Origin of the sequence: Nocardioides sp. Bht2, from assembly GCF_047308515.1 — a bacterium.
In the GTDB taxonomy this organism is placed as follows: Bacteria; Actinomycetota; Actinomycetes; order Propionibacteriales; family Nocardioidaceae; genus Nocardioides.
Window position 1 is genome coordinate 99,807 of the sequence record NZ_JBLBWI010000008.1, and the last position, 13,859, is coordinate 113,665.

General features: G+C 69.5%; 10 protein-coding genes and 1 riboswitch. Of the genes, 9 read left to right on the forward strand and 1 reads right to left on the reverse strand.

Annotated elements, in window-relative coordinates; all coding sequences use genetic code 11:
- Positions 1-44: 44 nt before the first annotated feature.
- The 3 genes from ACLM5J_RS12275 to ACLM5J_RS12285 all read left to right on the forward strand — a co-directional run bounded on the left by ACLM5J_RS12275 (position 45) and on the right by ACLM5J_RS12285 (position 5,093).
- Positions 45-641: a MerR family transcriptional regulator gene (locus tag ACLM5J_RS12275; RefSeq protein ID WP_413656697.1), complete on the forward strand. Its 597-nt coding sequence runs from the start codon at positions 45-47 to the stop codon at positions 639-641.
- Positions 642-735: 94 nt separating this feature from the next.
- Positions 736-837: riboswitch (glycine riboswitch) on the forward strand.
- Between the two features lie 90 nt (positions 838-927).
- Entirely contained in the window at positions 928-3,798 is a 2,871-nt protein-coding gene (gene gcvP / locus ACLM5J_RS12280; protein ID WP_413656698.1) for an aminomethyl-transferring glycine dehydrogenase, read from the forward strand.
- A complete protein-coding gene (locus ACLM5J_RS12285; protein ID WP_413656699.1) occupies positions 3,795-5,093 on the forward strand; it encodes a serine hydrolase domain-containing protein in 1,299 nt (432 codons plus the stop codon). Before gcvP ends, ACLM5J_RS12285 begins: the two co-directional genes overlap by 4 nt.
- 2 nt (positions 5,094-5,095) lie before the next feature.
- Here the strand turns inward: ACLM5J_RS12285 and ACLM5J_RS12290 are convergent, their stop codons facing one another.
- Positions 5,096-5,695, reverse strand: coding sequence for a hypothetical protein (locus tag ACLM5J_RS12290; RefSeq protein ID WP_413656700.1), 600 nt, complete (start codon positions 5,693-5,695; stop codon positions 5,096-5,098).
- Positions 5,696-5,876: 181 nt separating this feature from the next.
- Between ACLM5J_RS12290 and carA the strand changes: the two genes are divergently transcribed.
- From carA to pyrF, 6 genes are read left to right on the forward strand one after another with little or no spacing between them, the layout of a single operon-like run.
- On the forward strand, positions 5,877-7,043 hold the full coding sequence (gene carA, locus ACLM5J_RS12295) for a glutamine-hydrolyzing carbamoyl-phosphate synthase small subunit (RefSeq protein WP_413656701.1): 1,167 nt from the start codon (positions 5,877-5,879) through the stop codon (positions 7,041-7,043).
- Positions 7,044-7,047: 4 nt separating this feature from the next.
- Positions 7,048-10,377, forward strand: coding sequence for a carbamoyl-phosphate synthase large subunit (gene carB, locus ACLM5J_RS12300; protein ID WP_413656702.1), 3,330 nt, complete (start codon positions 7,048-7,050; stop codon positions 10,375-10,377).
- Positions 10,347-11,429, forward strand: coding sequence for a quinone-dependent dihydroorotate dehydrogenase (locus tag ACLM5J_RS12305; protein ID WP_413656703.1), 1,083 nt, complete (start codon positions 10,347-10,349; stop codon positions 11,427-11,429). The genes carB and ACLM5J_RS12305 overlap by 31 nt, the downstream gene beginning before the upstream one ends.
- On the forward strand, positions 11,426-12,238 hold the full coding sequence (locus ACLM5J_RS12310; RefSeq protein ID WP_413656704.1) for a hypothetical protein: 813 nt from the start codon (positions 11,426-11,428) through the stop codon (positions 12,236-12,238). Before ACLM5J_RS12305 ends, ACLM5J_RS12310 begins: the two co-directional genes overlap by 4 nt.
- A complete protein-coding gene (locus ACLM5J_RS12315; protein WP_413656705.1) occupies positions 12,235-13,032 on the forward strand; it encodes a tRNA-dihydrouridine synthase in 798 nt (265 codons plus the stop codon). The genes ACLM5J_RS12310 and ACLM5J_RS12315 overlap by 4 nt, the downstream gene beginning before the upstream one ends.
- On the forward strand, positions 13,029-13,856 hold the full coding sequence (pyrF, locus tag ACLM5J_RS12320) for an orotidine-5'-phosphate decarboxylase (protein ID WP_413656706.1): 828 nt from the start codon (positions 13,029-13,031) through the stop codon (positions 13,854-13,856). Before ACLM5J_RS12315 ends, pyrF begins: the two co-directional genes overlap by 4 nt.
- The last annotated feature ends 3 nt before the right edge of the window (positions 13,857-13,859 follow it).

Below are 13,859 nucleotides of genomic sequence, written 5' to 3' on the forward strand. Positions count from 1 at the left end.
CCTCGGGAGTTACGCTGAACGGAGTATTGGACCGGAGAGTCAATGTGCGTGTGAACGAGAACGGGTCGCCACAGACCCCACCAGACGAGGTGGCAGTTCAAGCTGCCGAGGAACAGGGTCTGCTGTTCACCGATGACGTCTCGCCGCTGCCCCTCGATGCCGGCTACCGCGGTCCGACCGCGTGCAGTGCCGCCGGGATCACCTACCGCCAACTCGACTACTGGGCCCGTACCGGCCTGATCGAGCCGAGTGTCCGTGGCGCCAGTGGCAGCGGCTCGCAGCGTCTTTACAGCTTCCGTGACATCTTGATCCTCAAGGTGATCAAGCGCCTGCTGGACGCCGGCATCTCCCTGCAGCAGATTCGCACCGCGGTGCAGCATCTGCGCGAGCGAGGTACCGACGACCTGACCCGCGTCACCCTGATGAGCGACGGCGCCTCGGTCTACGAATGCACCAGCAACGACGAGGTCATCGACCTGCTCCAGGGCGGTCAGGGCGTCTTCGGAATCGCGATCGGCGGTGTCTGGCGCGAGATCGAGGGGTCGCTGGCCGAGCTGCCGAGTGAGCGTGCCGAGGCTCCCGACGAGCGGGTGGCCGGCGATGAACTCGCTGCCCGTCGGGCGGCGCGCACGGCCGGCTGAACACGGACCACCGAACGGGGTCGACTGCATCCACAGTCGGCCCCGTTTCGCATGCTGGCCGCAGCCTGCAGCAGTGGTAGATTCCTCCTGCTGACTATCCCGCACGGGAGAGTCTCCTGGAGATCGCTGATCCTCAGGAGCGCCGAAGGGGCAACACTCCCCGGAACCTCTCAGGCGCCAGGACCGTGCAGGGCAGGCAACTCTGAAGCCGACGCGTTCGTCAACTGCGAGCGCGGGGTGACAGAGGGGGAGGTGAACGGTGTGTTCCCTACCCCAGGAGTGATTCGTGTCCGATCAGCTCAGCCTTGCCGCCCTCGACAACGCGGTGCCCTTCGAGCGCCGCCACATCGGCCCTGACACCGACGCGGTCGGTGTGATGCTGGCCAAGGTGGGCGTCGACTCGCTGGCCTCGCTGATGGCTGCCGCACTTCCTGACGACATCCGTACCCAGCGCGCGCTGGCATTGCCGGAGCTGGCCAGTGAGCGTCAGGTCGCCGCCGAACTGCGTGCCCTCGCCGAGCGCAACGAGCCGGGCGAGTCGTTGATCGGGCTGGGCTACCACGCCACCATCACCCCGCCGGTGATCCGCCGCAACGTGCTGGAGGACCCGAGCTGGTACACCGCGTACACGCCGTACCAGCCGGAGATCAGCCAGGGTCGCCTGGAAGCGCTGATCAACTTCCAGACCGTGATCGGTGACCTGACCGGTCTTCCGGTCGCCAACTCGTCGCTGCTCGATGAAGGCACGGCCGCGGCCGAAGCGATGACCCTGGTCCGTCGCGCCAACCGCAAGGCGTCGGGCCCGTTCGTGGTCGACGCCGACGCGCTGCCGCAGACCATCGACGTGGTCCGGACCCGGGCCGAGGCGATGGGTATCGAGGTGGTCGTCGCCGACCTCGGGGCCGGACTGCCGGACGGCGAGCTCTGCGGCGTGCTGATCCAGTACCCGGGTGCCTCGGGCCAGATCCGCGACCCGCGTGCCGTGATCGAGCAGGCACACGAGCGCAACGCGCTGGCCGTCGTCGCCGCCGATCTGCTCGCGCTGACCGTGCTGGAGTCGCCAGGCACGCTGGGCGCCGACGTCGCGATCGGCTCCTCGCAGCGGTTCGGCGTGCCGCTCTTCTACGGCGGCCCGCACGCCGGCTACATGTCGGTCGGCACCGGCCTGGAGCGACACCTCCCGGGCCGGTTGGTCGGCGTCTCGGTCGACTCTGCCGGCCGTCCCGCGTACCGGCTGGCCCTGCAGACCCGGGAACAGCACATCCGGCGGGACAAGGCCACCTCCAACATCTGCACCGCCCAGGTGTTGCTCGCTGTCGCCGCCTCGATGTACGCCGTCTACCACGGCCCCGACGGCCTGCGGAGCATCGCGACCCGGACCCACCGCTACGCCACGGTCCTCGCCCAGCTACTGACCGACGCCGGATTCGAGCTGGTCCACCGCGACTTCTTCGACACGATCAGGGTCCGCGTCCCGGCCGGCGCCGCCGACGTCGTCGCCGCTGCGCGCAGCCGTGGGCTGCACCTGCACCAGGTCGACGCCGACACGGTGGGTATCTCCACCTCCGAGGTGACCACGCAGGCCACGATCACCGCGCTGCTGTCGGCCTTCGGCATCGACGGCGACGTCGACCTCGAGCAGCTCTCCACCGTCGTCGCCGACGCCCTGCCCGAGACGCTGCACCGTTCCACCGACTACCTCACCCACGAGGTCTTCCACCTGTACCGCAGCGAGACCTCGATGCTGCGCTACCTGCACCGTCTCTCGGGTCGCGACTACGCCCTCGACCGCGGGATGATCCCGCTGGGTTCGTGCACGATGAAGCTGAACGCGACCACCGAGATGGAGCCGATCAGCCTGCCCGGCTTCGCCGACCTGCACCCGTTCGCCCCCGCGGACGCCGCGCTCGGCTACCGCGAACTCGTCGGGGACCTGGAGGGTTGGCTGGCCGAGGTGACCGGTTATGACCGGGTCTCGATCCAGCCGAACGCGGGGTCGCAGGGCGAACTCGCCGGCCTGCTGGCGATCCGTGGTTACCACCGCGCGAATGGCGACACCCAGCGCGACGTCTGCCTGATTCCCTCCTCGGCGCACGGCACCAACGCAGCCTCCGCGGTGATGGCCGGGATGCGCGTCGTGGTGGTCAGCTCTGCGGACGACGGCAGTGTCGACCTCGACGACCTGCGGGCGAAGTGCGTGCAGCACGCCGAAGCGTTGGCCGCGATCATGGTCACCTACCCCTCGACCCACGGTGCCTACGAGGACACCATCGCCGAGCTCTGCCGGATCGTCCACGAGCACGGTGGCCAGGTCTACGTCGACGGCGCCAACTTCAATGCGCTGCTCGGTCACGCGAAGCCGGGTGAGTTCGGTGGCGACGTCTCGCACCTGAACCTGCACAAGACCTTCTGCATCCCGCACGGTGGCGGTGGCCCCGGCGTCGGTCCCGTCGCGGTCCGCGCCCACCTGGCTCCGTTCCTGCCCTCGCACGCGGACCACCCGGAGACCGAGAAGCGGTCCGGTATCGGTCCGATCAGCGCGGCGCCGTACGGCTCGGCCGGCATCCTGCCGATCAGCTGGGCCTACGTCCGGCTGATGGGTGGCGCGGGCCTGACCCGGGCGACCGAGGTCGCGGTGCTGGCTGCCAACTACATCGCCGCCCGGCTCGGCGAGCACTACCCGGTGCTCTACCGCGGCCACGGCGGTCTGGTCGCCCACGAGTGCATCCTCGACCTCCGTCAGCTCACCAAGGAGACCGGGGTCAGTGTCGACGACGTCGCCAAGCGGCTCATCGACTACGGCTTCCACGCACCGACGATGTCGTTCCCGGTGGCGGGAACCCTGATGGTGGAGCCCACCGAGTCCGAGGATCTGGCCGAGATCGACCGCTTCTGCGAGGCGATGATCGCGATCCGTGAGGAGATCGCGCGGGTCGGGGCAGGGGAGTGGACGCCGGAGAACTCGCCGTTGCGTGGCGCTCCGCACACCACCCGCGACCTGGTCGGCGACTGGGACCGTGCCTACAGCCGGGAGACCGCGGTCTTCCCGCGCGGGATCGACGCCGACAAGTACTGGCCGCCGGTCGGCCGGATCGACCAGGCCTACGGCGACCGCAACCTGGTCTGCTCCTGCCCGCCGCCCGAGGCGTTCGCGTGAGCGACGGCGCCCTGCCCACCACAGCACGGGCGCTGCGGACGGTCCTGGCTCAGGCGCAAGCCTCGGGTCGGGTGCCGTCCGTGGTCGCCGGTGTCGCCGAGGACGGCGTACCGACCTGGTGTGAGGGCTGGGGCGCCGTCGTCGCAGGGCCCGAGGAGACGCAGTACCGGATCGGCTCGATCACCAAGACGTTGACCGCGGTGCTCATCCTGCAGTTGGTCGACCAGGAGGAGCTCTCGCTCTCCGCCCCGGTCCGAGACGTCCTGGGACCGGTCCCGTTCGGGGAGGCGACGATCGCCGACCTGCTCAGCCACTCCTCGGGTATGCCGGCCGAGCCGAGCGGAACCTGGTGGGAGCGGGCCGGTCGTGGCTCGTTCGCCGAACTGATCGCCGCCGAGTCGCAGAGCGCTGCGGTCCTCGCGCCGGGCGAACGGTTCCACTACACCAATCTGGCCTACGGGCTCCTCGGCGAGTGCGTCGCCGTGTTGACCGGCCAGAGTTGGATGGAGGCGGTCCAACAGCGGTTGCTCGATCCGCTCGCGATGTCCCGGACCAGCTACGGTCCGGGTCCGAACGCAGCGCGTGGTTACAGCGTCGACGTGCATCGGGGCACGCTGCTGGAAGAGCCGACCCCGGACACGGGCGCGATGGCTCCGGCAGGCCACCTCTGGAGCACGGTGGGCGACCTGCTGCGCTGGGGCAGTTTCCTGGTCTCCGGCCACCCCGAGGTGGCCACCGTCGAGAACCTCGAGCGGGCCTTCATCTCCCGGTCCGCGGCGCAGCCGGGCTCGCTGGCCGCCGGACACGGGTTGGGGTTCGCCCTGCTGAGCTCCGGGGTCGGGACCTTGGTCGGGCATACCGGTTCGATGCCGGGCTTCCAGGCGGCCTGCTTCGTCGAGCGAAGCTCGCGCCGGGTCGCGGTGGTGCTCGGCAACGGCACCCACGGGTTGGCTCCCGGCGCTACGGCGGGCCGGCTCCTGGAGGCCTACGCCGCCGCGGAACCGCCGCTGCCCACGCCCTGGGTTCCGTCCACCCCGGTGCCTGAGCTGATCGAGCCTGCGCTCGGACACTGGTTCTGGGGGACGACGCGGTACGAGTTCTGTTGGGAAGGCGCCGAGTTGGTGGCTCGCGTCGAGGGCGCGGTGGCCTGGCGCTACCGGGTGGCGGGGGAGCGGATCGTCGGCGTCAGCGGCTACCAGGACGCCGAGGAGTTACGGGTCGTCCGCGGGCCGGACGGCTCGGTACACCTGAACGCCGCCACCTTCATCCTGACCCGGACGCCGTACGGCCGCTGAGCTCAGCGGACGCGGTTCCGCTTGCCGCGGTCCTTGACGGCGTCGACCTTGGTGATCGCGACGGTGTTGCGGTTCCCGCGCAGGATCACGTCGAAGGCGCGCTGACCCTTGAGGGTGTTCCGGTTCCCGGTGACGGTCAGGAAGTTGTAGCGGCGCGCCGAGAGGGTGCTGCCCTTGGCTCGGACCACGCCGCGGTCGAGCAGGCCGCTCAGGGTGACGTGCTGCTTGCGCCCGTTCATGGTCACCCGGGTCGCCGACGTGGCCCGGACCTTCGCGCGGTCGCCCTTGACGATGATCGTGGTGACCACGGTCGCAGTGACGTCGACGTTGTCGCCCTCGATGACCAGTCGCTGCATCCGATCGGCGTCGATGGTCACGTTGTCGCCGGTGATCTTCACCTCGTTGCAGTCGCCTTCGAGCCGGAAGCCGACGTTGCTGGAGTCGATCGTGATCCCGACGCCTCCGGTGGCATGGCAGGAGCGGGGCCAGAGGATGGGGCCCTTCGCGGCGTGGGCCGACGGCGCAGCGATCCCGCCGAGCAGCAGCGGCCCGATCAGAAGCGCAGGTGCGTAGGCGCGCAGGCCGTGAAACGGACGCGACATGGCGGGTTCCCTCCCCGTGACATTGACATACTGTCGGTAGGTAACAAACCCTAGGCGAGCGTCCGGGGCTACGGCACGGAGTGCCGGGGTGACCCCGGACACAGTGGGGTGCCTGATAGGGTCGAGCCCGCTTGCACATCCTTTAACGAGCCGTCCTGTGAGGCGGAGAAGGAGGTCCGGCGTGCCGCTGCATGCCACGAAGAAGCCCGCACTGCTCGTCCTCGAAGACGGCAGAACTTTCCGCGGGGAGGCCTACGGGGCCGAAGGTGAGACTTTCGGCGAGGCCGTTTTCTCTACCGGGATGACCGGTTACCAGGAGACCCTGACCGACCCGTCCTACCACCGCCAGGTGGTCGTGATGACCGCGCCGCACATCGGCAACACGGGCATGAACGACGAGGACCCGGAGTCGAAGCGGATCTGGGTGGCCGGCTACGTCGTCCGCGACCCTGCCCGGGTGCCGTCCAACTGGCGCTCGCAGCGTTCCTTGGACGATGAGCTCCGCGCCCAGGGCGTGGTCGGGATCAGCGGGATCGACACCCGCGCCCTGACCCGGCACCTGCGTGAGCGCGGCGCGATGCGCGTCGGCATCTCCACGGTGGAGACCGACCCAGCCGCCCTGTTGGCCCGGGTCAACGAGAGCGCCGCGATGGCCGGCGCCAACCTCTCTGACGCGGTCTCCACCGCCGAGGCCTACGTGGTACCCGCGGTCGGCGAGAAGAAGTACACCGTCGCCGCCCTCGACCTCGGCATCAAGGCGAACACGCCGCGGATGATGAGCGAGCGCGGCATCGAGGTCCACGTGCTGCCCGCCAACGCCTCGTTCGACGAGGTCCGCGCGATCAACCCGGACGGGCTCTTCTTCTCCAACGGCCCCGGAGACCCGGCCGCGACCACCGGACAGGTCGAGCTGCTCAAGTCGGCTCTCGGCGCCGAGCTGCCCTACTTCGGGATCTGCTTCGGCAACCAGCTCTTCGGCCGCGCTCTCGGCTTCGGCACCTACAAGCTCAAGTACGGTCACCGCGGCATCAACCAGCCGGTGATGGACCGGACCACCGGCAAGGTCGAGGTCACCGCGCACAACCACGGCTTCGCCGTCGACGCCCCTCTCGAGGGTGAGACCGAGACCCCGTTCGGTGTTGCCCGGGTCAGCCACGTCTGCCTCAACGACGACGTCGTCGAGGGGCTTGAGCTGCGGGCCTCGACAGGCTCGACCACCGAGGTGGGGCGGCTCAAGGCGTTCTCGGTGCAGTACCACCCTGAAGCAGCGGCCGGCCCCCACGACGCTGCCTACCTCTTCGATCGTTTCGTCCAACTGCTGGACAGCACTGCAGGAAAGGACGCCTGATCTCATGCCGAAGCGTGAAGACATCAAGTCTGTCCTCGTCATCGGTTCCGGCCCGATCATCATCGGCCAGGCCTGCGAGTTCGACTACTCCGGCACCCAGGCCTGCCGCATCCTCAAGGCCGAGGGCCTGCGCGTCATCCTGATCAACTCCAACCCGGCCACGATCATGACCGACCCGGAGTTCGCCGACGCGACCTACGTCGAGCCGATCACCCCCGAGTTCGTGGAGAAGGTGATCGCCAAGGAACGTCCCGACGCGATCCTGCCCACGCTCGGTGGTCAGACCGCCCTCAACGCCGCGATCGCGATGCACGAGGCCGGCGTCCTGGAGAAGTACGGCGTCGAGATGATCGGTGCCAACTTCGAGGCGATCCACCGCGGTGAGAACCGCGAGCTCTTCAACGGCATCGTCGCGAAGGTCGGCGGCGAGGTCGCCCGCTCGGTGATCTGCCACACGATGGACGACTGCCTGGCTGCCGTGGACACCCTCGGCGGCGTCTACCCGGTCGTCATCCGTCCCTCCTTCACGATGGGCGGGACCGGCTCCGGTATCGCCTACTCCGAAGAGGACCTGCACCGGCTGGCCGGCGCAGGCCTCTCGGCGTCGCCCACCACCGAGGTGCTGATCGAGGAGTCGATCCTCGGCTGGAAGGAGTACGAGCTGGAGGTGATGCGCGACAAGAACGACAACGTCGTGATCATCTGCTCCATCGAGAACTTCGACCCGATGGGTACCCACACCGGCGACTCGATCACCGTCGCTCCGGCGATGACCCTGACCGACCGCGAGTACCAGCACCTGCGCGACCTGGCGATCGGCATCATCCGTGAGGTCGGCGTCGACACCGGCGGCTGCAACATCCAGTACGCCGTCAACCCGGCCGACGGTCGTGTGATCGTGATCGAGATGAACCCGCGGGTCTCGCGCTCCTCGGCGCTCGCCTCGAAGGCGACCGGTTACCCGATCGCGAAGATCGCGGCCAAGGTCGCCATCGGCTACACCCTCGACGAGATCGAGAACGACATCACCGCCGGTCCGCAGGGCTCCACCGCGGCCTCCTTCGAGCCGACCCTCGACTACGTCGTGGTGAAGGTTCCCCGGTTCGCCTTCGAGAAGTTCCCGACCGCCGACGACACCCTGACCACCCACATGAAGTCCGTGGGTGAGGCGATGTCGATCGGTCGCAACTTCACCGAGTCGTTCAACAAGGCCATGCGGTCGATGGAGAACAAGGCTGCGCCGTTCGACTTCGCCACCCCGTTGGTCGAGCCTGTCGAGAACACGAAGGCGGCTCTTCTCGAAGAGATCCAGCGTCCGCACGACGGCCGCGTCCAGAAGGTGATGCAGGCGATCCGCGCCGGGGCCACCCCGGAGGAGATCTTCGACGCCACCAAGATCGACCCGTGGTTCGTCGACCAGCTCTTCCTGATCCAGGAGGTCGCCATCGCGACCGCCGAGTCGGCCGAGCTCGACGAGCCCGCCCTGCGGCTGGCCAAGCGGCACGGCTTCTCCGACGCACAGATCGCCGACATCCGCGGTCTCTCCGAGGCCGAGGTCCGCGCCGCGCGGCACGCCGTCGGCCTGCGACCGGTCTACAAGACGGTCGACACCTGTGCCGCAGAGTTCGAGGCGAAGACCCCGTACTACTACTCCTCGTACGACGAGGAGACCGAGGTCCAGCCCCGTGAACGTCCTGCCGTGCTGATCCTGGGCTCCGGCCCGAACCGGATCGGCCAGGGCATCGAGTTCGACTACTCGTGCGTGCATGCCGCTCTGGAGCTCTCCAAGGCCGGCTACGAGACGATCATGGTGAACTGCAACCCGGAGACGGTCTCGACCGACTACGACACCGCGGATCGGCTCTACTTCGAGCCGTTGACGCTGGAGGACGTCCTCGAGATCTACCACGCCGAGCTCGCCGCCGGCCCCGTCGCCGGCGTGATCGCCACGCTCGGTGGGCAGACGCCGCTCGGTCTGGCCCAGGGCCTCAAGGACGCCGGTGTCCCGATCGTCGGCACCCAGCCCGAGGCGATCGACCTCGCCGAGGAGCGCGGTGCGTTCGGCCGGGTCCTCAACGAGGCCGGCCTGGTGGCGCCCAAGCACGGCACGGCCGTCTCCTTCACCGACGCCCGCGACATCGCCCACGGGATCGGCTACCCGGTCCTGGTCCGGCCGTCGTACGTGCTCGGTGGCCGTGGCATGCAGATCGTCTATTCCGACGACCAGCTCGAGTCCTACCTGGCGGCTGCCACCGACCTGATCAGCGAAGACCGTCCGGTGCTGATCGACCGGTTCATCGACGACGCCGTCGAGATCGACGTCGACGCCCTCTACGACGGCACCGAGCTCTTCCTCGGTGGCGTGATGGAGCACATCGAGGAGGCCGGTATCCACTCCGGAGACTCCTCCTGCGCGTTGCCCCCGATCACCCTTGGTGCCTCCGAGATCGAGCGGATCCGCAAGGCCACCGAAGGGATCGCCAAGGGCGTCGGTGTCCGCGGCCTGATCAACATCCAGTTCGCGCTCGGCTCTGACGTGCTGTACGTGCTGGAGGCGAACCCGCGCGCCTCGCGCACCGTCCCGTTCGTCTCCAAGGCGACCGGCACCTCGCTGGCGAAGGCTGCCAGCCGGGTGATGCTCGGTGAGTCGATCGCCGACCTGCGGACCGCCGGGATCCTGCCGGCTACCGGTGACGGCGGCCTGCTCCCGGCCGACGCCCCGATCGCGGTGAAGGAGGCGGTCCTGCCGTTCAACCGGTTCCGCACCCCCGAGGGCAAGTTCGTCGACTCGGTGCTCGGCCCGGAGATGAAGTCCACCGGTGAGGTGATGGGCTTCGACTCCGACTTCGGGACCGCGTTCAGCAAGGCGCAGGCCGCTGCCTACGGTCCGCTGCCGACCGGTGGCAAGGTCTTCATCTCGATCGCCAACCGCGACAAGCGGACGATGATCTTCCCGGCCCGTGTCCTTGCCGACTACGGCTTCGAACTGCTGGCGACCCAGGGCACGGTCGAGGTGCTGCGGCGCAACGGCATCCAGGCCACGGTGGTCCGCAAGCACTTCGAGGGTGAGGGGGCGGCGGGGGAGAAGACCTCCGTGCAGCTGATCCTCGACGGTGAGATCGACCTGATCGTGAACACCCCCAACGGTTCGGCCTCCGACGCCCGGGTGGATGGCTACGAGATCCGTGCAGCCGCGGTGCTGACCGGTACCCCGTGCATCACCACGGTGCAGGGCCTGGCCGCTGCCGTGCAGGGCATCGCCGCGATCCGCTCGGGTCACATCGGCGTACGCAGCCTGCAGGAGTGGGGCGCACTCGCGGCGGCCGCCAGGTGAACGGCCCCTACCGGGTCGTCTTCGACAAGGTGTTGACCCGGATCGACCCCGAGCAGGCGCACTACGCCGCGTTCGGGGCGATCCGGGCCGCCGGTCCGGTGCTGGCCGGTAAGGCCGGCGCCGGGCTGCGGGTCACCGACCCCGTCGTCGCCTTCGGGATGACCTTCGAGAACCGGCTCGGCCTCGCTGCCGGGTTCGACAAGAACGCCGTCGGTATCGACGCACTGGCCTCGCTCGGCTTCGGCCACATCGAGATCGGCACCGTCACCGGACACGCCCAACCGGGCAACCCGAAGCCGCGCCTCTTCCGGCTCCCGGACGACCGTGCCATCGTGAACCGGATGGGCTTCAACAACGAGGGTGCCGAGGCGGTCGCGCAGCGACTCGCCGCTCGGGCCACCCGACGGGTGGGCCGGCGGGGTCCGATCCTCGGGGTCAACATCGGGAAGACCAAGATCGTCCCCGACGACGACCTGGCCGCGGTGATCGCCGACTACGAGTTCTCGACGCGCTCGCTCGCGCCGTATGCGGACTACCTGGTGGTCAACGTCAGCTCCCCGAACACCCCCGGCCTCCGCAACCTGCAGGCTGTGGAGAAGCTGGAGCCGATCCTCACCGCGGTCCGCCGTACCGCCGACCAGGTCACCGCGCGTCGGGTGCCGCTGCTGGTCAAGATCGCACCCGACCTCGCGGACGACGACGTCACCGCGGTCGCCGAGATGGCGCTCGCCGTCGAGTTGGACGGCATCACCGCCACCAACACCACCATCTCGCGGGAGGGGCTGCGGAGCCCTGCCGAAAAGGTCGAGGCGACGGGCGCCGGCGGGCTTTCGGGGGCGCCGCTCACCGAGCGGTCGCTCGAGGTGCTGCGCCAGCTCAAGGCCGTGGTCGGCGATCAGTTGACGCTGGTCTCGGTCGGTGGCATCACCACGCCGGCCGACGCGGTAGCGCGGATCGACGCAGGCGCGACCCTGATCCAGGGCTACACCGCTTTCATCTACGAGGGCGCGCTGTGGCCGCGCCGGATCCTCAAGGGGATCGCCGGACGATGACCGCCACCGACCCGATCCAGCTCGTCGCCGAGGTCGTCTCGGTGAAGCGGGTCGGGGCGTTGCGGCAACTCACGTTGACCGCGCCGGGACTGCCTGAGCGGTTCCGGCCGGGCAACGTGGTCTCGATCGCGCTACCCGGCGGTACCAGCCTGGCGCGGCGCAGCTACTGGATCCACAAAGTCAGCCCGGTCGGGCCGCGGGGCGCCAACCTCGAGTTGATCGTCGAGCCGCAGGGCACCTCCGGGAGCTGGCTCGGCGGCGTCGAGCCAGGCGCTCGGATCGACCTGATCGGGCCGCTGGGACGACCGTTCGCGCAACCTCGCGACCCGGTGACCTGCCTGCTGGTGGGCGAGGGTGTCGACGCCGCCGCGTTGATCCCGCTCGCCGAACGGCTCCGCGAACGTGGCTGCGTGGTCCATGTCCTGCTGACGGCGGCCACCGAGTCCGAACTGGCCGGGGTCCTCGACGTCCGTCGGTACGCCCGCGCGGTCCATGTGGCGACCCGTGACGGATCGCTGGGTGCCACCGGAGGGATCGCCGACGTCCTGGGCGACCTGCTCACCCGGACCGAGGCGGACGTCGTCTACGCGGCGGGGCCGCCCGCCGCGATGCACCAGGTGGCCCGGTTGGCCGAGGATGCCGGCGTGTGGAGCCAGGTCGGGGTCCGGGTCGATCAGCCGTGCGGCACCGGCCTCTGCAACGGCTGCCCCGTACCGGTAGCCGGTGAGGACGGCGCCGCCCGCGTGGTGCGGGCCTGCATCGAGGGCCCGATCTTCCGCGGCGACCGGGTCCGGTGGGCAGAGCTGTGAGCCTGGAGTTCGCCACCCCGATCCTGGTTGCCGCGGGCTGCGGCGGAACCGGTCGCGAGCTCGCTCGTTTCGGTGGCTTGGACGGCGTCGGTGGCTTCGTGACGCGCACCATCACCCTGACCGCGCGCCTCGGTGCGCCGATGCCACGCTTCGAGGAGTCGCCTGCCGGCTGGGTCCATGCGGTCGGCCTGGCCAACCCCGGCCTCGATCAGTTCCTCGCCCTTGAGCTGCCCTGGTTGGTCGCACGCGGGACGCCCACGGTGGTCTCGATCGCAGCCTCCACGACGAGTGAACTCAGCGAGTTGGCTCGTCGGGTCGGCCAGGCGCCGGGAGTACGCGCGGTCGAGGTGAACCTGATCTCCGGACTCGGCGCACCCGCCACTGGCCGGTCTGCCACCGACCAGATGGCGACGGTCCTCGACCAACTCCCGGCCGGCGTGCCCGCGGTGGCGAAGGTCGGAATCGGTACCGACGCCGTCGAGCTCGCGGTCGGTGCCGCCGGCGCTGGTGTCGATGCGATCACCGTCGGCGGCTCCGCACGCGCTGCCCTCCGGGACGGACGCTGGGCAGAGCTGAGTGGCCCGGCGCTGGGACCGATCGCCCTGGGGGCGCTGGCCCAGGTACGTGCCGCGTTGCCGGATACTCCCTTGCTGGCAGGTGGTGGTGTGCTCACCATCGATGATCTTCGGCTCCGGCTCGCTGCCGGCGCCAGTGCGGTGCAGATCGGTGCCGCGCTCCTCCACGACCCCACCACAGCGGCCAGGTTGGCCGTTCAGATCGGAGAACCACGATGACCTCCTTCGGTGCCCGGCTCCACCAGGCGATGCAGGCCCGCGGTCCTCTCTGCGTGGGTATCGACCCGCACGCCTCGCTGTTGGCCGGGTGGGGCCTGGGCGACGACATCGCCGGACTGGAGACCTTCGCCCGGGTGGCGGGCGAGGCGCTGGGTCCGGAGGTCTCGGTGGTCAAGCCGCAGTCCGCCTTCTTCGAGCGGTTCGGTAGCCGTGGTCTCGCGGTCCTCGAACAGCTGTGCGCCGACCTTCGCGCCGCCGGCACGTTGGTCCTTCTCGACGTCAAGCGTGGCGACATCGGCTCGACGTCGCAGGCCTACGCCGATGCCTACTTCGGCGCCACCTCGACGCTCGCAGTCGATGCGATCACGGTCAGCCCCTACCTCGGATTCGGCTCGATCCAGCCGATGATCGACACCGCGCTGGCGAACAACGCCGGCCTCTTCGTGCTAGCGATGACCAGTAACCCCGAAGGCCCCCAGTTTCAGCTGGCCCGGACCGAGAGCGGCCGCACCGTCGGCGGCACCGTCCTCGACGAGCTGGCCGCCCTGAACGCGGATGCCGCGCCGCTCGGATCGCTCGGCGCGGTGGTCGGTGCCACCCTGGCCGACACGGGGGAGTCCTTCGACTTCAACGGCCCGATCCTGGCGCCCGGCGTCGGCGCCCAGGGCGGCACCCCGGCCGATGTGCGGCGGATCTTCGGCGCCGCTGCCGCGAACGTGCTGCCGAGTAGCTCGCGTGACATCCTGCGCGCCGGTCCCGACGTCGCCGCACTCCGGGAGGCGGCCCGTCGGGTCAACGGTGCCTTCGCCGAAGCCCTGAGCTGACCT